Source organism: Mesorhizobium sp. M2A.F.Ca.ET.043.02.1.1 (genome assembly GCF_003952405.1).
GTDB lineage: Bacteria > Pseudomonadota > Alphaproteobacteria > Rhizobiales > Rhizobiaceae > Mesorhizobium.
This window is the reverse complement of sequence record NZ_CP034445.1, coordinates 2,889,678-2,909,416: the sequence shown is the minus strand read 5'-3', so window position 1 is coordinate 2,909,416 and position 19,739 is coordinate 2,889,678. Positions and strand designations below refer to the sequence as shown.

At 65.5% G+C, this 19,739-nt stretch carries 12 protein-coding genes; 5 read left to right on the top strand and 7 right to left on the bottom strand.

Annotated features, from left to right (window positions below; genetic code table 11):
- Window positions 1–33: 33 nt before the first annotated feature.
- Together EJ068_RS13670 and EJ068_RS13665 are read left to right on the top strand one after the other, a co-directional pair.
- On the top strand, window positions 34–4,809 hold the full coding sequence (locus EJ068_RS13670; protein WP_127385966.1) for an NAD-glutamate dehydrogenase: 4,776 nt from the start codon (window positions 34–36) through the stop codon (window positions 4,807–4,809).
- A 247-nt stretch (window positions 4,810–5,056) separates the two neighbouring features.
- A complete protein-coding gene (locus EJ068_RS13665; protein WP_127249859.1) occupies window positions 5,057–6,430 on the top strand; it encodes an MFS transporter in 1,374 nt (457 codons plus the stop codon).
- Between the two features lie 201 nt (window positions 6,431–6,631).
- Here the strand turns inward: EJ068_RS13665 and purH are convergent, their stop codons facing one another.
- The 4 genes from purH to htpX form a co-directional block, all read right to left on the bottom strand.
- Window positions 6,632–8,248 (bottom strand): bifunctional phosphoribosylaminoimidazolecarboxamide formyltransferase/IMP cyclohydrolase, encoded by a 1,617-nt coding sequence (gene purH / locus EJ068_RS13660; protein WP_127249860.1) that lies wholly within the window; start codon window positions 8,246–8,248, stop codon window positions 6,632–6,634.
- Between the two features lie 113 nt (window positions 8,249–8,361).
- Window positions 8,362–10,086, bottom strand: coding sequence for a heparinase II/III family protein (locus EJ068_RS13655; RefSeq protein ID WP_127249861.1), 1,725 nt, complete (start codon window positions 10,084–10,086; stop codon window positions 8,362–8,364).
- 149 nt (window positions 10,087–10,235) lie between these two features.
- Complete coding sequence (locus EJ068_RS13650) at window positions 10,236–11,615, bottom strand: RsmB/NOP family class I SAM-dependent RNA methyltransferase (protein ID WP_189341952.1); 1,380 nt, start codon at window positions 11,613–11,615, stop codon at window positions 10,236–10,238.
- Window positions 11,606–12,634: a zinc metalloprotease HtpX gene (htpX, locus tag EJ068_RS13645; RefSeq protein ID WP_127249863.1), complete on the bottom strand. Its 1,029-nt coding sequence runs from the start codon at window positions 12,632–12,634 to the stop codon at window positions 11,606–11,608. Before htpX ends, EJ068_RS13650 begins: the two co-directional genes overlap by 10 nt.
- Before the next feature lie 105 nt (window positions 12,635–12,739).
- Here htpX and EJ068_RS13640 point away from each other — a divergent pair, with 105 nt between their 5' ends.
- Entirely contained in the window at window positions 12,740–12,961 is a 222-nt protein-coding gene (locus tag EJ068_RS13640) for a DUF1674 domain-containing protein (protein ID WP_126080561.1), read from the top strand.
- A 65-nt stretch (window positions 12,962–13,026) separates the two neighbouring features.
- On the opposite strand, the gene EJ068_RS13635 is transcribed toward EJ068_RS13640, so the two are convergent.
- The gene (locus EJ068_RS13635) at window positions 13,027–13,692 is read right to left on the bottom strand and encodes an HAD-IA family hydrolase (protein ID WP_127249864.1); all 666 of its coding nucleotides are present in this window, start codon (window positions 13,690–13,692) and stop codon (window positions 13,027–13,029) included.
- A 187-nt stretch (window positions 13,693–13,879) separates the two neighbouring features.
- Between EJ068_RS13635 and EJ068_RS13630 the strand changes: the two genes are divergently transcribed.
- Both EJ068_RS13630 and EJ068_RS13625 read left to right on the top strand, forming a co-directional pair.
- Complete coding sequence (locus EJ068_RS13630) at window positions 13,880–14,749, top strand: transglutaminase family protein (RefSeq protein WP_127249865.1); 870 nt, start codon at window positions 13,880–13,882, stop codon at window positions 14,747–14,749.
- 297 nt (window positions 14,750–15,046) lie between these two features.
- A complete protein-coding gene (locus tag EJ068_RS13625) occupies window positions 15,047–16,462 on the top strand; it encodes a pilus assembly protein (RefSeq protein WP_127249866.1) in 1,416 nt (471 codons plus the stop codon).
- Between the two features lie 375 nt (window positions 16,463–16,837).
- Here EJ068_RS13625 and EJ068_RS13620 read toward each other — a convergent pair whose 3' ends face one another.
- Both EJ068_RS13620 and acs read right to left on the bottom strand, forming a co-directional pair.
- A complete protein-coding gene (locus EJ068_RS13620) occupies window positions 16,838–17,602 on the bottom strand; it encodes an MOSC domain-containing protein (protein ID WP_127249867.1) in 765 nt (254 codons plus the stop codon).
- On the bottom strand, window positions 17,602–19,557 hold the full coding sequence (gene acs / locus EJ068_RS13615) for an acetate--CoA ligase (RefSeq protein WP_127249868.1): 1,956 nt from the start codon (window positions 19,555–19,557) through the stop codon (window positions 17,602–17,604). The genes EJ068_RS13620 and acs overlap by 1 nt, the downstream gene beginning before the upstream one ends.
- Between the last annotated feature and the right edge of the window lie 182 nt (window positions 19,558–19,739).

The following is a 19,739-nucleotide window of genomic DNA, read 5'->3' as shown; positions in this document are numbered from 1 at the left end:
CACAAAAGCATAAGACGGGAGGGAAGAAGCGTCATGGCCAGCGTGAAATCCAAGCCGAAGAAGAAAGCCGCCGCCTTGAAAGCGGAGGAGAAGCCGGCAAGGCTTGCCGATTATCTGCTTGCCCGGGCGCCCGCCGAGGATATCGCGGCCTATGACGCGGCCGACCTGGAACGCGCAGGCGAGCTCGCAGCCCGAGCGGTGGCCAGCCACAGGAAGGGCGAAAGCGTCGTCGCCGTCGATGCCGATTCGGGGGTTGCCTGCGACGGCCGGCCGGTCACGGTCATCACGGTCGTCAACGACAACATGCCGTTCCTGTTCGATTCCATCCTGGGCGAGATCACCGAGACGAGCGGCCAGCCGACGCTGGTCACCCATCCGATTGTTACCGTCCGTCACGGCAAGGCCGGCGTCGTAGAGGTTCTGGGCGACGGTGGCAAGGAGGATGACGAGCACGAGCGGCTGAGCGTTGTCCACGTCCACATTCCAAGGCTGACCGCGGAGGAGGCGAAGAGCCTTACCGAGCGGCTGCGCAAGATGCTCTCCCAGGTCCGGGCCGCGGTCGTCGACTGGAAGCGTATGCTCGCCCGCCTCGACCAGGCGATTTCCGAGTTCCGCTATTCCGCGGTGCCGCTCGACAAGAAGAGCGTCGCCGAGGCGATCGCCTTCCTCGAATGGCTGCGCGACGACAATTTCACCTTCCTCGGCATGCGCGAGTTCAAATATGTCGGCGGCGAGGAGAGCGGCTCGCTCGAGCGCGCCGACAAGCCAGGGCTCGGCATCCTGGCGGATCCCGATGTGCTGGTGCTGCGGCGCGGCACCGAGGCGGTGACGACGACGCCGGAGATCCGCGCCTTCTTGCATGGACCGGAGCCGTTGATCGTCACCAAGGCGAACGCCAAGTCCCTGGTGCACCGCCGCATCTATCTCGACTATGTCGGCGTCAAGACCTACACGGCGAAAGGCGCGCTGGCGGGCGAGCTGCGCATCGTCGGCCTTTTCACCTCGACCGCCTACACGCGCTCGGTGATGAAGATCCCTTATCTGCGCTCGAAGGCCGAAACGATCATCGCCAAGTCGGGTTTCAATCCAAACGACCATTCCGGCAAGGCGCTGATCAACGTGCTGGAGAGCTATCCGCGCGATGAGTTCTTCCAGGTTCCGGTGCCGGTCCTGAGAAAGCATGCCAATGCCATTCTCGGGCTGGTCGAGCGGCCGCGGATCAGAGCGCTGGTGCGCGCCGACCAGTTCGACCGTTTCGTTTCGATCCTCGTTTTCGTGCCGCGCGACCGCTATGACAGTGTCGTGCGCGAGAAGATCGGCGCCTATCTCAAGACCGTCTTCGAAGGTCGGCTGTCGGCCTATTACCCGGCCTTCCCGGAAGGCGGGTTGGCGCGCGTGCATTTCATCATCGGCCGTTCCGGCGGCAAGACGCCGAAGATCGAGCAGTCGACGATCGAGGCGGCGATCCGCGACATCGTGCGCACCTGGCAAGACGCGCTCTCCGAGGCGGCGGAAGCGGCCGGCAGCGATCCGGCGCTGAAGGCGATCGCGGCGCGGTTCCCCGAAAGTTACCGCGATAGCTTCTCGGCCGCCGTGGCGCTGGCCGATGCCGGGCGCATCGCCAAAATCAGCGCCGGCAATCCGATCGCCATCGACTATTACCGCCATGCCGACCAGAAGCCGAACCAGGCGGCGCTGAAGATCTACCACCATGGCAGCCCGGTGGCGCTGTCGCGGCGCGTGCCGGTGCTGGAAAATATCGGCTTCCGCGTCATCAGCGAGCGCACCTTCGAGGTCGCCGGCGACCCGGCTGCAACGGTCTTCATCCACGACATGGAGCTGGAGAACAGCTACGGCAACCCAATCAACCTCGCCCATGGCGGGGCGCTGTTCGAGGATGCCTTCCTCTCGGTCTGGCGCGGCGACGTCGACAATGATGGCTATAACGGCCTGGCGCAGACCGCCGGCCTGTGGTCGGGCGAGATCACCATCCTGCGCGCCTATGGCCGCTATCTGCAGCAGGCCGGCATTCCGCAGAGCCAGGATTTCATCGCCGCCGCGCTCAACCGTTATCCGGAGATCGCGCGCGGCCTGCATTCGCTGTTCGTCGCCCGGCTCGGGCCGGCGGCGGAAGGCGACGGCGCGGTGGCGGCCAAGCACCTCAAGGCCAAGATCAGGGACGCGCTGGAAGAGGTGCCCAATATCGATGACGACACCATCATCCGCCGCTACCTCAACCTCATCGAAGCCTCGCTGCGCACCAATCATTTCGTCGCCGATACGAAAGCGAAGGGGCAGTCGCTCGCAATCAAGCTCGACTCGCAGGCGGTCGAGGGATTGCCGGCGCCGCGCCCATGGCGCGAGATCTTCGTCTACGGCTCCGAGGTCGAGGGCGTGCATCTGCGTTTCGGCCCGGTGGCGCGAGGCGGCCTGCGCTGGTCGGACCGCGCCCAGGACTACCGCACCGAGGTGCTGGGTCTGGTGAAGGCGCAGCAGGTCAAGAACGCGGTCATCGTGCCGGTCGGCGCCAAGGGCGGCTTCTATCCGAAGAAGCTGCCGATGAGCGCCGGGCGCGACGCCATCTTCGAGGCCGGCACCTCGGCCTACAAGAACTTCGTCTCCAGCCTGTTGTCGATCACCGACAATATCGGCGTCGACGGGGTCATTCCGCCAGCCGGCGTGGTGCGGCGCGATCCTGACGATCCCTATTTCGTCGTCGCCGCCGACAAGGGCACGGCGACCTTCTCCGACACCGCCAACGCCATTTCGGAGAAGCATCACTTCTGGCTGGACGATGCCTTCGCCAGCGGCGGTTCGGCCGGCTACGACCACAAGAAGATGGGCATCACCGCCAAGGGCGCCTGGGAAGCGGTGAAGCGGCATTTCCGCGAGATGAACCGCGACATCAAGGCTGAGCCCTTCAGCGTGGTCGGCGTCGGCGACATGTCGGGCGACGTGTTCGGCAACGGCATGCTGTTGTCGCCCGCCATCAGGCTGATCGCCGCCTTCGATCATCGCGACATCTTCATCGATCCCGATCCGGACATGGCGGCCTCCCTGGCCGAGCGCCAGCGCATGTTCGCCCTGCCGCGCTCGTCCTGGCAGGACTACGACAAGTCGAAGCTGTCGGAAGGCGGCGTCATCGTCTCGCGCAACCAGAAATCGATCACGCTGCCGCAGGCGGCCGCCGCCGCGATCGGGCTCGCCAAGACCACGGCGACGCCGGTCGAGATCATGAGCGCCATCCTCAAGGCGCCGGTCGACCTTTTGTGGTTCGGCGGTATCGGCACCTATGTGCGGGCTTCCGGCGAAAGCAATCAGGATGTCGGCGACCGCGCCAACGACGCCATCCGCGTCACCGCGCTCGATGTCCGGGCGAAAGTCATCGGGGAGGGCGCCAATCTCGGCGTCACGCAGCGGGCGCGCATCGAGTTCGGCATGAATGGCGGCCGCTGCAACTCGGACGCCATCGACAATTCGGGCGGCGTCAACTGCTCCGACGTCGAGGTCAACATCAAGATCGCGCTGGCTTCCGCCATGCGCAAGGGCTCGCTGACGCGGCCGGCGCGCAACAAGCTGCTCGCCGAGATGACCGACGAGGTGAGCGCGCTGGTGCTCTTCAACAACTACCAGCAGACGCTGGCGCTGTCGCTCGCGCGCAAGCGGGGCCTGGCCGACATCGCGCACCAGGCCCGCTTCATGACAGCGCTGGAGGCGCGCGGCCTGCTCGACCGCGCCGTCGAGACGCTGCCTTCGCCGGCGGCGCTCGCCGAGCGCGAGGCGCGCGGCGAGCCGCTGACCAGGGCCGAGCTCGGCGTGCTGCTCGCCTATGCCAAGATCGTGCTGTTCTCCGACATCGTCGCCAGCGACGTGCCGGACGAGCCGCATTTCGACCGCGACCTGATGGGCTATTTCCCGGAGCGCATGGCCAAGAAATTCGCCGGCGAGATCCGCGACCATCGGCTCCGGCGCGAGATCATCGCCCGCGTCGTCGCCAACGATCTCGTCAATCGCGGTGGGCCATCCTTCGTCAACCGGCTGCAGGAAGCCACCGGCCGGCCGGCGGCCGATGTCGTGCGCACCTTCGCCGTGGTTCGCGACGGCTTTGCGCTGCCGGCGCTCTATCGCGAGATCGACGCGCTCGACAACCAGATCGACGGTCAGATCCAGCTCGATCTCTACCAGTCCGTCAGCCGGCTCATCTTTGTAACCAGTGGCTGGTACCTGAAGAACGAAGCCGGCTCCGCGCCGCTCGGCCAGCGGATCGACGAGCTGCAAGAGGCCCGCAAGGCGCTCGAGCCGAAGCTCGTCTCGCTGCTGCCGGCCTTCTCGCGCGAGCGCATCGAGGAGCGGCGGCAAGGCCTGTTCAAGGGTGGCGCGCCGGAGAAGCTCGCCGGGCAGCTCGCTTTGGCCGAGGTGGCCGAGCTGATCCCCGACATCGCGCTCACCGCGCGCACCGCCAATGCCGACATCGTCAGCGCGGCCAAGGCCTTCTTCGCCGTCAGCGACGCCTTCCGCATCCCGCGCGTCGAGGAAGCGGCGCGCTCGATCATGCCGCCCGACTACTACGACCAGCTGGCGCTGTCACGCGCGACCGACACGATCGGCGTCGCGCGTCGCGGCATCGCGGTGGCGGCTCTGACGGCGCATGGCGCGGCGGCGGATCCGGTCTCGGCGTGGCTGGAAGCCGGCGGCGAGCGCATCGCCCGCATCCGCGAGCGGCTGCAGGCGCTGACCGAAGGCGGCGACATCACCGTGTCGCGGCTGTCGGTGGCGTCCGGGCTGATGACCGACCTGACGGGGATGTGAGCTGCTGTTCCTCGCCTCCGCCAAAGGCGGGGGAGAGGTGGCCGCGTAGCGGCCGGAGAGGGGCTTCGCAGGGCGAAGGCCCTTCTCGACTGATCAACCTGCCACAGCCCGCCGCATTCCCCTCTCCGTCTCGGCTTCGCCGAGCCACCTCTCCCCACTTCGTGGGGCGAGGAACTGGCGCTTGTTGCGCCACCGCCGGAAAACATGCAGACATGGCGCCCGGCGCGAGCGGCCCGAGGGAATCAGCATGGCGGCAGTAGAGACAGTGCAGCGGGCATCGGGGCGCGGCATCTGGGGCTGGATGTTCTTCGACTGGGCGGCCCAGCCTTTCTTCACCGTCGTCACCACCTTCATCTTCGGCCCCTATTTCGTCTCGCGCATGGCGAGCGACCCGACCGCCGGGCAGGCTGCCTGGGGTTACGGCATCGCCGCGGCGGGCCTGGTCATCGCGGTGCTGTCGCCGGTGCTCGGCTCGATCGCCGACCAGACCGGGCCGCGCAAGCCCTGGATCGCCTTCTTCGCAACGATCAAGATCGTCAGCCTCAGCCTGCTGTGGTTCGCCGCACCCGGCTCGAACCTGTTCCTGGTCGTGCTGTTGTTTTCGCTGGCCTCGGTTGCGGCCGAATTCTCCACCGTGTTCAACGATTCCATGATGCCGCGACTGGTGCCGAAGGAGGAGATCGGCCGCATTTCCAACGTCGCCTGGGGACTCGGCTATCTCGGCGGCATGGTGGCGCTGATCTTCGTCGTGCTGTTCCTGGCCGGCAATCTCGAAACCGGCAAGACCCTCATCGGCCTCGATCCGCTGTTCGGGCTGGACCCGAAGCTCGGCGAGGATGCGCGCTTCACCGGGCCGATGTCGGCCGGCTGGTATTTCCTGTTCATCCTGCCGATGTTCTTCTTCACGCCCGACGCCACCAAGGGAATCCCGATCGGACCAGCGGTGCGCGAGGGCTTGTCCGAACTGAAGTCCACGCTCGCCGAGGTGCGCCAGCGCAGCGGCATCCTGCGCTTCCTGCTTGCGCGCATGATCTATCAGGACGGCGTCAATGCGCTGCTGGCGCTCGGCGGCACATTCGCGGCCGGCATGTTCCACTGGTCGATCACCGAGATCGGCATGTTCGGCATCATCCTCAACATCGTAGCCATCTTCGGCTGCTGGATCGCGGCGCGGCTCGATACCGCGCTCGGCTCGAAGCATGTCGTGATGATCTCGCTGGTGATGCTGTCGGTCGCCACGATCGGCGTCGTCTCGACCGGCCCGGGCTTCACGCTGCTCGGCCTGATCCCGCTGCCGACAACCGATTCCGGCGGACTGTTCGGCACCGCGGCCGAAAAGGCCTATATCCTGTACGGGCTGCTGATCGGGCTCGCCTTCGGGCCGGTGCAGGCCTCGTCACGATCCTACATGGCGCGCAGCGTCACCGCCGCCGAGTCCGGCCGCTATTTCGGCATCTACGCATTGGCGGGGCGGGCGACCAGCTTCCTGGCGCCCTTCATGATTGCAAGCATCACCACGATGAGCGATTCGCCGCGGCTCGGCATGGCGGCGATCATCCTGTTCCTAGGCATCGGCATGGCGATACTGGCGGGGACGCCCTATCCGGCGGACAAGCGGTAGCGCTGTTTCCTTCTCCCCTTGTGGGAGAAGGTGTCGCCGAAGGCGACGGATGAGGGGTGCTGGAAGGATCGCTGCGCGGAAGAAGTAAGCGCCTGGTATCTTTCAGTTTTCCGACGTCTCACTCCGCTGGAACACCCCTCATCCGTCTCGGCGCTGCGCGCCGATCCACCTTCTCCCACAAGGGGAGAAGGGGAAGATCGCTCAATGCCTGAAATGCCTTACACCGGTGAACACCATGGCGATGCTGTGCTCGTCGGCGGCGGCGATGACGTCGTCGTCGCGCATCGAGCCGCCGGGCTGGATCACCGCCGTGGCGCCGGCCTCGATCGCCGACAAGAGCCCGTCGGCGAAGGGGAAGAAGGCGTCCGAGGCGACGACCGAACCCTTGGTCAGCGGTTCGGCGAGGCCGGCGGCTGCCGCCGCGTCCAGCGCCTTGCGGGCGGCGATGCGCGAGGAATCGACGCGGCTCATCTGGCCGGCGCCGATGCCGACCGTCGCGCCGTCCCTGGCATAGACGATGGCGTTGGACTTGACGTGCTTGGCGACGCGGAAGGCGAATTTGAGGTCGGCCAGTTCCGCCGGCGTCGGCGCGCGCTTCGTCACCACTTTCAATTCGAGGTCGTCGACCACGGCATTGTCGCGGCTTTGCACAAGCAATCCGCCGGCGACCGACTTCGCCGTCGTGCCGGCCGCGCGCGGGTCGGGCAGGCCGCCGGTGACCAGCAGGCGCAAATTCTTCTTAGCCGCGACGATCGCGGCGGCTTCGTCGGTGGCGTCCGGCGCGATGATGACCTCGGTGAAGGTTCTCACGATCTCTTCCGCGGCTTCCGCATCGAGGATGCGGTTCATGGCGACGATGCCGCCGAAGGCCGAGACCGGGTCGCAGGCCAGCGCCTTGGCGTAGGCCGCCTTCAGCGACGAGCCTTCGGCGACGCCACAGGGGTTGGCGTGCTTGATTATGGCGATCGCCGCTGAGCGGGCCGAATCGAACTCGCCGACCAGCTCGAAGGCGGCGTCGGTGTCGTTGATGTTGTTGTAGGAGAGCTGCTTGCCCTGCAATTGCCTGGCGGTGGCGACGCCCGGCCGCTTGTCGCCCGAGAGATAGAACCCTGCATTCTGATGCGGGTTCTCGCCATAGCGCATCACCTGGTCGAGCCGGCCGCCGAACGCGCGCCATGTCGGGTGCTCGATCTGGAGTTCCTCGGCGAACCATCCGGAAATCGCCGCGTCATAGGTGGCGGTGCGGGCAAAGGCCTTGGCCGCCAGCTTCTTGCGGAAATCGAGCGACAGCGAGCCGAGATTCATCTCCAATGCGTTGACCACTGAAGCATAGTCGGCCGGGTCGGTGACGATGGCGACATAGGCGTGGTTCTTGGCCGAGGCGCGGATCATCGCCGGCCCGCCGATGTCGATATTCTCGACGATCGAGGCATAGCCGGCGCCGGAGCGGCGCACCTCCTCGAACGGATAGAGGTTCGAGACGACCAGGTCGATCGGCTCGATGTGGTGGTCGCGCATGGCCTTGGCATGCTCGGCATCGTCGCGGATGCCAAGCAGCGCGCCATGCACCGAAGGATGCAAGGTCTTCACCCGACCGTCCATGATTTCGGGAAAGCCGGTTAGCTCGGAAACGTCGCGCACCGCAAGGCCGGCCTCGGCGATGGTCTTGGCCGTGCCGCCGGTAGAGACCAGCTCGACGCCGGCAGCGGCGAGCGCCTTGGCAAAGTCGACCAGCCCGGTCTTGTCGAAGACGGAAAGCAGCGCGCGGCGCACCGGAACGAGATCCGGCGCCGGAATGTTTTTTGTGGGCACGGCCATGGCGGGCGGCCTTTCAGAGCTGTTGGAAGGGACGTTGGCCGGCCCTAGCATATGAGCCCCGGAAATCAAGTGAATCCGGGATCATGGCGCGCAGCCGCGTTTGCCGGGCAGGCTCAGTTGTTTTCGGGATAGCCGGCGATAATGGTGCGGGTCAGCTGCCAGTGGACCTCGGTAATCTCCGAGGCCTTGAAGGCGAGCACGATCTGCCGGCTGCGGCGCGGACCGCTCAGGCCGGCGAAATAGATCGATTCCTCGACCTCCGGCACCACTTCGGCGCAGGTGAAGACCCAGCTGTCGCCCTGCGCGGCGGCAAGGGTCAGCCGGTCGTGATCGTCCTGCAGCAGGCTAATATCGGGGTGGACGTGGAAGCGCACCGTGACGAAGTCGCGGCCGTTGTTGCGGATCGCGGCATTGCCCGGGCGCAGGAACCGGTCTCGCCCGGCAAGCACGTTGCCGTTCGTGCCAAGCTTCAGCTCGCGCTCATGCAGGAAGCCGAATTGCTGAAGGTAGCCGTCATGGCGGGCGACGAAGCCCTGCATGCCCTTCTGGTCGAGGCGCTTGCAGGGCACATGCTGCGGGCCGCCGATCAGCGGCGAGCCCAAAAGGTCGCTGACGCGCAGCGAGTGGCTGAAGCGCGCCGACGAGGTGTCGTTGATCGTGGCGGTCGAATGCGCCGCGGTGGCGCGCGCCAGAGGCCGGAATTCCGGGGCGCCATACGTATCGATGCCGGCATTGACGATGAAGTGCTGGCGCCCGGACGAAAGCTCGAAGGCAAGACAGCCGGCATGCGCGGCATTGGAGACGTCGATCGGCGGCGGCAGGCCGGTGTCGGCGATCACCGTCACGCCGCCCATCGAAAGGCGCTCATAGCCGGAATGCGGCGCGTGCAGCAGCGGCGCGCCCACCGTGTCGTCATGGCGCAAGATGGTGGCGATGCGGTCATGGATGGTGGCGCCCATGCCGTTGAAGCGGGCAAGGCTGCCGTCCTGATGGCGGAAGAAGCGCAGCGCCGGCAACATGCGGTCGATGGCGCCGATCAGGGCCGCCGGCGGCGCCTCGGCCTGGTTGGCATAGGTCTGGCGCAGCGGCAGGAGATCGGCGAGCAGCTCCAGCACCGCCATCGGTTTGCGCGAGATGTGGCCGCCATCGGGCAGGATTTGATGCTCCAGCTCCTCGGCCAGGTTGCGCGTCGCCGAACGCAGCGCCGAAGCCGGCGCCGGCAGCGACAGCGCGGCGAAGGCGAGCGCGATGCGGGCGCGCAGCCTGGCCTCGCCCTCCGGCATCTCACGCGCGACCGAGCGCAGGTAGCGAATCTGCACGGCAAGCGATTTGAGGAAGGCGCGATAGAACGGGAATTCGGCGCCTTGCAGCACCACCGAGGAATGCTGCAGCCAGGCGATCACGCGCTTGGCCGTCGTTCCCGGCTCCCAGGCGATGCCCGAAATCTGGTTGCCGTGCATGGCAATCCAGTCGGTCACCAGGGCTCTCGCATTGGCGGCGGCGAGCTCGGTGCCGGCGGCGCGCATGTGGCGCAGCCAGCGGAAGCCATGCAGCGATTTCTGCCAGCCGCGATTGGGCACGTCGAGCTGAAAGGGCGAGGTGCCGCCGGTCTCGACCAGATGGCCGGACAGCGGGTAGCGGCCGTAATAAATCTCCAGGGCGATTTGCGGATCGGCGAGCCGCAAATCCGGCGGGGCGATCAGGACGCGTTCGGGCGTGCGGCCGGAATAGCGCCAGCGATAGACCGGACCGGCGCGCAAACGCCGGCGCGTCTTGCGCCAGAACTCCTTCGCGACGAGCGTCCATAGACGCGTCGTGTTGCCGGCAACAAGTGCCAATAGCCCTCCAGATGTCCCCATTACCCAAGCGCAAGCTTATGCGATTCAAGAACTTATGCGAAGGCGGATTTCGCCGAAGTGAACCACTTCACGCCGCTTTGCCGGTACCGATCCCTAAAAAAGTCAGCACGTTTTTGCGGGATAACGACTCAACCAGCCCGTCTCATCCGGGCCGCGAAGAAGCCGTCCAGACCGGAAATCCCCGGCGATTCAAGCATTAGGTCGGCGGGCGTCGTGCGCAGCGCGCCCGCAGGGGTGAGGAAAGGGTCGACCTCGGCGAACTCGCCCGGGCGGATCGGGTCGTCGATCACCCCGGGGGTTTCGGCAAGGAAGGCACGATAGAGTTCTTCGCCTTCGATCGGGTCGAGCGAGCAGTTGGAAAAGACGATGCGGCCGCCGGGCCTGACGAAACCGACGGCATGGGCAAGGAGGCGACGCTGGAGATCGGCGAGCTTTTCGACATCCGCCATGGTCTTGGTCCAGGGCACATCGGGATGGCGACGCACAGTCCCGGTCGAGGAGCAGGGCGCGTCGAGCAGCACGGCGTCGAACAGGTCCGCCGGCCGGTAATCCAGGAGGTCAGTCTGGACCAGATCGGCCGTCAGGCCGAGGCGGTCGAGATTCTGCTTCAGCCGCGCCAGCCGGTTCTTCGAGGTGTCGACAGCGGTGACGTCGGCGCCGGCCAGGATAAGCTGCGCCGTCTTGCCGCCGGGCGCGGCGCAGAGGTCGGCGACGCGTTTTCCGCTTATGTCGCCGAACAGGCGCGCCGGCAGGCTTGCGGCCGTGTCCTGCACCCACCAGGCGCCGTCGGCGAAGCCGGGCAGGTCGATGACATTGGCCGACAGCTTTTCGACACGCACGGTGCCGGTCGGCAGAACGATGCCGCCCAGGCGCTCGGCCCAAAGCGCTGGATCGGCCTTGACGGTGAAATCGACCGGCGCCTCGTGGCGATGCGCGGCAAGGATGGCGTGCGCCTTGTCGGCTCCGTAGGCGGCGGTCAGCCGCTCGGCAAACCATTGCGGCGCCTCGCTGGTGGCGGCAAGCGCCCGGGCAAGCTCGGCGTCCTTGGCGCGGGCCAGCGAACGCAGCACGCCATTGACGAGGCCGGAGAAGCGGGTGGTGCGCGGATCGGATTTGGCGTGGGTGACGGCAAGGTCGACGGCGGCGCTGTCCGGAACGTCGAGGAACAGGATCTGCGCGGCGGCGACATTGAGGATATGCGAGAGTGCCGTGGCATTGGCCGGCAAGGGCTTTTCCAACCGCCTGGACAGCAGCCCGGCAATGGTCATGCGATGGCGCAGCGCGGTCACCAGGATGGCGCGCACCAGCGCGCGGTCGCGGCCGTCCAGCGCCTTGTATTGCGGGTGGCCGTGCTCGTTGTCGGTCAATCCATCGAGCGGCGTGCGGGCATCGATGACGGCGGCCAGCAGTCGCGCCGCCGCCTTGCGCGCGGCAAGGCCGGCTATCTCCTCACCGGCCTTGTGTTGCGCATTGCCTGGCTGTCCGCGCCTCGGCGGCGTCACGACCACGGACCTTTCGACCGGCGCGGTCCGGTCGGGTTGCGGCCCCACGGATTGGGTTTCGGCGGCGGCGGGCCGGCAGGCGGCGCGGGTTCCGTCCGCTTACCCCATGGACCGGCCGACGCCTCCTCGGGCTGGATGGGCCGCGCGGAAGCCTCGCGCCGATTGGCAGGCGACGCACGACCCATCTCGCTTGCCATCTCCTGTAGCGCCGCGATGCGGTTCTCGGTGCTCGGATGGGTCGAGAACAGATTGTCCATGCGCTCGGCATGCAGGGGGTTGATGATGAAAAGATGCGCCATCGCCGGGTTGCGCTCGGCATCCTCATTGGGGATTTGTTCGGCGCCGTGCGCGATCTTGGCGAGCGCCGAGGCCAGCCACAGCGGATTGCCGCAGATCTCGGCGCCGCGCCGGTCGGCCTCGTATTCGCGGGTGCGGCTCACCGCCATCTGCACGATCATGGCGGCGAAGGGCGCCACCAGCATTGCCACCAGCACGCCGACAAAGCCGAACGGGTTGTTGTTGTCGCGGCTGCCGCCGAGGAAGAAGGCGAAGTTGCCTAGCATCGAGATCGCGCCGGCAAGTGTCGCCACGATCGTCATGGTCAGCGTGTCGCGATGCTGCACATGGGCAAGCTCATGCGCCATCACCGCCGCGACCTCCTCGTGCGAGAGGCGCTGGAGCAGGCCGGTGGACGCGGCCACCGCGGCATTCTCGGGATTTCGGCCGGTGGCGAAGGCGTTGGGCTGCGGGTTGTCGATCAGATAGGTCTTCGGCATTGGCAGGCCGGCCTGCTTGGCCAGCGCCTGGACGATCGCGTAATATTCGGGCGCATTCTTCTCGTCGACCTCGATGGCGTGGTTCATCGACAGCACCATCTTGTCGGCGTTCCAGTAGCTGAACAGGTTGGTGCCGGCGGCGATCAAAAGCGCGATGACCATGCCGCCCGAGCCGCCGATCAGATAGCCGACGCCCATGAACAGCGCCGTCATCGCGGCAAGCAGCATGGCGGTGCGAAGCGTGTTCATCGTTTCATCCGTTCGGGGAGATGGAGAATTGGGGTCGATCCTTTTGGGGTCATGGCTATATGATGGGAAAGGCCGGGCTCCGTTTCAATCGGCAGGGAATATCGCATGACCGAACTGACCAACAAGACCGAAACCGCGGGCGATGGCGACGGGCCGCGAAAGATGCTGACGCCGGCCGCGAGCCGCGCGCTGGCGGAGGCCGAGGCCAGGCGCAGGGAATATCGCGAGGCCGAGGCAAAATTGCCGAAGGAAATCGGCGGCCGCGGCGGCAAGGAACCCGGCCGCTATGGCGATTGGGAGGTGAAGGGCCTCACCAGCGACTTCTAGCCGGATGTGCTGATATTCAGGTGAGGCCGGCCTGCAGGCGGCCCGGCCTGACCCCCGACACATCCTTAGGCCGCAGCCCGTGTCGGCGACAAAACGATGAAACCACTTTCGTCGACCGCAATGCCGATCTCGTCATAGGAACGGATCGTCGGGTGCGGTGTGACGAGCGGGTGGACGTGCGTGGCGCTGATCACCATCACCGAGGCGCCGGAAGCCTCGCCCGCCGCGATGCCTGCCGGCGCATCCTCGAAGACCAGGCAGTCGCGCGCCTCGACTCCAAGATGCTTTGCCGCCAGGAGAAAACAATCCGGCGCCGGCTTGCCATGGGTCACGTCTTCCGCCGTTACCATCATGGCGGGAACTGGGATGCCGGCCGCCTGCATGCGCAGCAGCGCCAGCTCGCGCGGCGCCGAGGTGACGATGGCCCAGCGCTCCGGCGGCAGCGATTCCAGGAACGAGACGGCGCCGGGGATAGGGACGATGCCTTCGAGGTCGTCCGCCTCGGCCTTGAGCAGCGCATCGGCTTCCGCAACCACATCGACGCCCGGAAGCATCAATCCGCCGATCGTCTCGATCGCCCGCTTGCCATGGATGGTCGGCAGGAAGGTGGCGATGTCCAGCCCGTGGCGCTCCGCCCACTTCGTCCACACCCGTTCCGCCGCGGCGATCGAATTGAGCACCGTGCCGTCCATGTCGAACAGGAAGGCGGCGAACTTTGAGCCTGCGAACATCGGATTTCCTGGAGAATCGTTTTCGGGGAGGGCGAAACGTGGTACCCAGTTTAGACCGGCCAGCACTGGCTGAGAAGGCGAGATACCCACCATTTCAATTTCGCACGGGAACAACCTCCGGTTCGTTGCGTTGAAGAGGCTGTCTTCCAAAATCGCCACGGAGCCAAAACCACCAAGGGGGCATGCGATGCTGATCCGGCTCGGCTATGAAATCGCCATCGAATGCGCGGCGGCGACGCCGATCATCTCGCTTCTCGACATCCATCCCGACCGGCATGCCGACATCAAGCGGCAAACGCGGGTCCTGACCTCGCCCTCGGTGCCGACCCGGACTTATCACGACCGCCACGGCAATATCTGCCGTCGCTTCACGGCGCCCGCCGGAAGCTTCCGCATCCTCTATGACGCGGTGATCGAGGACAGCGGCGAGACGGACGAGGTCAACACGCTGGCGCGAGAAACGCCGGTCGCGGAACTGCCCGACGACGTGCTGACCTATCTGCTCGGCAGCCGCTATTGCGAGACCGACCACCTCGGCAGCATCGCCTGGCAGCTTTTCGGCCAGTTCCCGCCCGGCTGGGCGCGCGTTCAGGCGATCGTCGACTATGTCAACAGCCGGCTCTCCTTCGGCTACGGCTACGCTCGCGCCACCCGCACGGCGGCCCAGGCGCATGAGGAGCGTGTCGGGGTCTGCCGCGATTTCGCGCATCTGGCGATCACGCTTTGCCGATGCATGAACATTCCGGCGCGCTACGTGAACGGCTATCTCGGCGATATCGGCGTGCCGGCCGATCCGGCCCCGATGGATTTTTCTGCCTGGATGGAAGTCTTCCTCGACGGCAAATGGTACACGTTCGACCCGCGCCACAACCGGCCGCGCATCGGCCGGGTCGTCATCGCGCGCGGCCGCGACGCCACCGACGTGCCGTTGCTGCACAGTTTCGGTCCGCACCGGCTCTCTCTTTTCAAGGTGTGGACCTACGAGCAGGAAGGCAATCGCTTCAATCCTCCGCATCACGGCGTCGATCGGACGGTCAGCGCGCAGATGTTAGCCTAGGCTCGACAGACCCCTGCGCCGCACCATGTTTCATTGGAGCCGCCGACCCGCTTCGGCACAGCCCGATTGTGCCAAACAGAGACCGGACGCAACAGTCCTCGAGATCATGGTAAGCGCTTCATGAAGCTGGCTTCACCGGTGCATTCTCGTTTACTTCCTGTTCACCCTCAACTTTGCCGAAAGCAAGCAGAAACAATGCACTAACTGCCTGTTAAGCGTCTTTCGGCGGCTTCTGGCCGAAATCCTGCACTGCCTTTGCCGAGCGGCGCAGCGCCGCAGACAGTGGAGGCGGAAGGCATGCGGCAGTTCAGAGATGTCGTTCGTGGGGTGGGCGACTTTAGCCGGAATCGCGAAGGCAATTTCGCGATTCTGTTCGGAGCTGCCGTATCTGTCCTCGCGCTGGGGGTGGGATACGCGGTCAACATCTCGCAACTCTACAATGCGAGGTCGAGCTTGCAGGGCGTCGTCGACGCGGCTGTGACCTCGACGGCCCGCGATCTCACCCTCGGCGTCATCACGGAAGCCGAAGCCAGCAAAACGGTCCAGGCATTCCTCGACGCCAACAGCACCGCCGGCATCCTGCAGGCCAACCAGGTGGTGCTGGACAAGCTTACGGTCGACAGGACAGCCAACACCGTGCAGGCCGATGCGCATGCCGATGTCGGCCTCTTCTTTCCGCTGTTCAGCACCGACAGCATGCGCCGCGTGACCGCTTCGACCACCGCGCTCTACTCGGACAAGACGGTGGAGGTGGCGATGATGCTCGATGTCACCGGTTCGATGGCTCCCGACTGGCGCGCCAAGACCAACAAGATCGGCGACCTGAGGACCGCCGCGTCACAGACGGTCAAGGGTCTCCTGGATCAGAATCGGGACCCCAATGATCCCCGGATTCGGGTGTCGATCATCCCCTATGCCGAAGCCGTCAACACCGGCCGCCTGGCCGACACGGTCTTCGTGGAGACCGAGATGGGGGCGAAAGTGCCGCCGCCGATCGATGCCGCGGTGCCGGTTTCTGCCACGGTGTCCGACAATTGCGCAACCGAGCGCAAGGACAAGGACGGCTACGTCGATTACTCGTCGGACGGGCCCTACACGCAACGGCCCGACAATCAGGGCAGGATCTATCTGGCCAAGGTCAACCGCGACTACCGTGTGAAGGTATGCCCCACGGGCACTCTGGTTCCGCTTACTGCCGATGAGGACAAGCTGGTGACGGCGATCGAACATTTTCAGGCCGGGGGCGTGACCGCAGGCGGCATTGCCGCGCAGTGGGGCTATTACATGCTCTCGCCATCCTGGCGTACGGCCATATCGAGCGCTCGCCTAGGCGCCGGCCCCGCCAACTTCGATCGCAACAGGGTGGCCAAGATCGCCATCCTGATGACGGACGGCCAGTTCAACACCGCCTTTGCCGGCGGACGCGGCGCGTCCAGGTCGCAGGATCAAGGTCAGAAGTCGCGCGCCAATGCCGAAAACATCTGCGATAACATGAAGCGCGACGGCATCGAGATATTCACCATCGGCTTCGATCTCAACGATCCGGCGATGACCGCAACCGAACGCGATCAGGCCAAGTCCGTGTTGAAGGACTGCGCGACGGACGACACCTCGTCGCTCAAGCATTATTACGAGGCCGCCAATGGCGCCGAGTTGTCCCATGCCTTCGGGGAAATCAGCCGCAATATCGAGAAGCTCACAATCAGCCGCTGACCTGCAGCGCCGACCCCAAAGCGCGTCGCGATCTTTCAGATTCGCTCCATGCGCTTTTACGTTTTTGACTTTACGCATGTCTCCCAAAACCCGGTTCCCACTTTCGGGAGACACGCCTCATACGGAAAAGGCCGCCGCTTCTTGACGAAGCAGGCGGCCTTCCGTGTTTCCGTCCATGACGCGGCTCCTGGCGGCAACCGCTTCGGGCTGCCTGCCGCGCGTCTCGCGCCTTAACGGGAAGACTGCTTCCCGGAAGTGCAATCCGCTGAGCTCACGTTATGGAAAACGAAATCACTCGACATCGGATCACCTCCTTTCGGTTTGTTGAACACACCCCAATGATGGGGTGCGTTGCAGCAAAAGACAAGAGGCAGGTCAGACGAAGCGCATCGGCGCGCCGATCTCGATCCGCGCCGGCCGGTCGACGGTGCAGTAGACGCCGAGATTGTGGGCGTTGTGGCGCACCAGATTGCGCAGGATGCCGGGGTCGGTGTCGAAGCCGTCCTGGGCGATGATGGTGAAGCCGCAGCGGCGGCAGGGTTCGGAGACGGTGAGCTCGAGATCGCCGACCGCGAGCTTCCTGCCGATCCATCGCGTCTCCGGGAAGGCGCCTTCGACAGGCGCCATGTCGACGACGATGTTGGGCCGGAAGCGGCGCGGATCGGGCGTGCCCTCCGGATGCAGGGCCTTCAGGCGGGCCAGCGAGGCAGTGGTGAGCAGATGGATCGGCGCCTTGGCATAGCGGGCTGCGGTCAGCGGCCCGGTATAGAAGGGCGCCGCGTTCTCAGCGCCGAACGGACGGATGGAGGCCGCGAAGCCGAGGAAGGCCGAAATCGCGCGGTCGCTTTCCGGGTCGGGCGCCGGCAGCCAGCCGCCGCCGGGCACGGCGACTTCCAGGCGCCATTCCTTGCTCATCGGGGCCCCGCCCAGCCGGGTGCGAATCAGCGGCACTTTGTGCCACTTTGTTTCGCGGTCTGGCCTTGCGATCTCGCCGTCGGAAGCATCGACCAGTCCGAACAGCCGGTCGCCATCGACAGTCGTCGTGCCGACGGAAATGGCATCGAGCCGCTCGCCGGCGAGCGAGCTCGCCGGATAGCGCCAGAGCTGGCTGACGGAGCCGAGGATCGTCTCGCCGGCCATCAGCCTTTCTTGTTCTGGCGGTTGACGACGAGGTCGTCGACCACGGCCGGATCGGCGAGCGTCGAGGTGTCGCCCAGCGAACCGAAATCGTCCTCGGCGATCTTGCGCAGGATGCGGCGCATGATCTTGCCGGAACGGGTCTTGGGCAGGCCGGGCGCGAACTGGATCTTGTCCGGCGTGGCGATGGCGCCGATCTCCTTGCGCACATGGGCGACTAGCTCCTTGCGCAGGTCCTCGCTGCCTGCCTGGCCGGCCATCAGCGTAACATAGCAGTAGATCCCCTGCCCCTTGATGTCGTGCGGATAGCCGACGACCGCGGCTTCGGAAACCTTGTCGTGGCTGACCAGCGCCGACTCGACCTCGGCCGTACCCATGCGATGGCCGGAGACGTTGATGACGTCGTCGACGCGGCCGGTGATCCAGTAATAGCCGTCGGCGTCGCGGCGGCAGCCGTCGCCGGTGAAGTACTTGCCCTTGTAGGTCGAGAAATAGGTCTGCACGAAGCGCTCGTGGTCGCCATAGACCGTGCGCATCTGGCCCGGCCAGGAGTCGGTGATGCACAGATTGCCGTCGGTGGCGCCTTCCAGCACCTTGCCTTCACCGTCGACCAGCTGCGGCTGAACGCCGAAGAAGGGCCGGGTGGCGGAACCGGCTTTCAGGTCCGTGGCGCCGGGCAGCGGCGTGATCAGGATGCCGCCGGTCTCGGTCTGCCACCATGTGTCGACGATCGGCACCTTGCCGTTGCCGACGACGTTGAAATACCACTCCCAGGCTTCCGGGTTGATCGGCTCGCCGACCGACCCCAGAACGCGCAGCGACTTGCGTGAGGTCTTCTTCACATGGCCGTCGCCGGCGCCCATCAGCGCGCGCAGCGCCGTCGGCGCGGTGTAGAAGATGTTGACCTTGTGCTTGTCGATGACCTCCCAGAAGCGCGCCTGGGAGGGATAGTTCGGCACGCCCTCGAACATCAGCGTGGTGGCGCCGTTGGCCAGAGGTCCGTAGACGATATAGCTGTGGCCGGTCACCCAGCCGACATCGGCGGTGCACCAATAGACGTCGCCGTCATGGTAGTCGAAGACATATTGGTGCGTCATCGAGGCATAGACGAGATAGCCGGCGGTGGTGTGCAGGACGCCCTTCGGCTTGCCGGTCGAGCCGGAGGTGTAGAGGATGAACAGCGGATCCTCTGCCTTCATCTTCTCCGGCTTGCATTCAGCCTTCACCGAAGCGACTTCGTCGTGATACCAGACGTCGCGACCGGGAGCCCAGCCGACCTTGCCGCCGGTGCGGCGCACGACCACGACCTTGTTGACCATCACGAAGTTCCTGGCGGCGATGTCGATCGCCTTGTCGGCATTGTCCTTCAGCGGAATGGTCTTGCCGCCGCGCAGACCTTCATCGGCGGTGATGACGAAGGTCGATTCGCAGTCGACGATGCGGCCGGCGAGCGCGTCCGGCGAGAAGCCGCCGAAGACGATCGAATGGATGGCGCCGATGCGGGTGCAGGCGAGCATCGCATAGGCCGCTTCCGGGATCATCGGCATGTAGATGGTGACGCGGTCGCCCTTCTTGACGCCGTGCTTCTTCATCACATTGGCGAGCCGGCATACATGTTCGTAAAGCTCGTTGTAGGTGATCTTCCTGTCGTCGTAGGGATTGTCGCCTTCCCAGATGATGGCGGTCTGGTTGCCGCGCTTCTTCAGGTGCCGGTCGATGCAATTGTAGGAGACGTTGGTCTGGCCGTCCTCGAACCACTTGATCGAGACCTTGCCGTCGAACGAGGTGTTCTTGACCTTCGTGAAAGGCTTGAACCAGTCGATGCGCTTGCCGTGCTTGCCCCAGAACTTGTCCGGGTTCTTCACGCTGTCGGCATACCATTTGAGGTAGGTATCGTTGTCGATCAACGCGTTCTTCTTCCACGCCGGCTGGACGCGGTGGACATGCACATCGGACATTTCCTGCTTTCCTCCCAAACCACTCTCGCCGGCTTGAGCCGCCAGCGGCATCGCGGCAAAACGGCCGCGAATTCGCGGGCATTATTAACAGTTCCGTCGTGGCGGCAATATTAGACGTTGGATTCGCGCGGCGGGATGACGCAGGGGCAAGCGCCCAAGGCTACTAGCACTCCCGCTGGGCG

Excerpts from the sequence above, each read along its gene's own strand:
- EJ068_RS13670 (WP_127385966.1), top strand. The coding sequence starts at position 34 with ATGGCCAGCGTGAAATCCAAGCCGAAGAAGAAAGCCGCCGCCTTGAAA.
- purH (WP_127249860.1), bottom strand. The coding sequence starts at position 8,248 with ATGGCCGTGCCCACAAAAAACATTCCGGCGCCGGATCTCGTTCCGGTG.
- EJ068_RS13620 (WP_127249867.1), bottom strand. The coding sequence starts at position 17,602 with ATGGCCGGCGAGACGATCCTCGGCTCCGTCAGCCAGCTCTGGCGCTAT.
- htpX (WP_127249863.1), bottom strand. The coding sequence starts at position 12,634 with ATGAACACGCTTCGCACCGCCATGCTGCTTGCCGCGATGACGGCGCTG.
- EJ068_RS13665 (WP_127249859.1), top strand. The coding sequence starts at position 5,057 with ATGGCGGCAGTAGAGACAGTGCAGCGGGCATCGGGGCGCGGCATCTGG.
- acs (WP_127249868.1), bottom strand. The coding sequence starts at position 19,557 with ATGTCCGATGTGCATGTCCACCGCGTCCAGCCGGCGTGGAAGAAGAAC.
- EJ068_RS13640 (WP_126080561.1), top strand. The coding sequence starts at position 12,740 with ATGACCGAACTGACCAACAAGACCGAAACCGCGGGCGATGGCGACGGG.
- EJ068_RS13630 (WP_127249865.1), top strand. The coding sequence starts at position 13,880 with ATGCTGATCCGGCTCGGCTATGAAATCGCCATCGAATGCGCGGCGGCG.
- EJ068_RS13635 (WP_127249864.1), bottom strand. The coding sequence starts at position 13,692 with ATGTTCGCAGGCTCAAAGTTCGCCGCCTTCCTGTTCGACATGGACGGC.
- EJ068_RS13625 (WP_127249866.1), top strand. The coding sequence starts at position 15,047 with ATGCGGCAGTTCAGAGATGTCGTTCGTGGGGTGGGCGACTTTAGCCGG.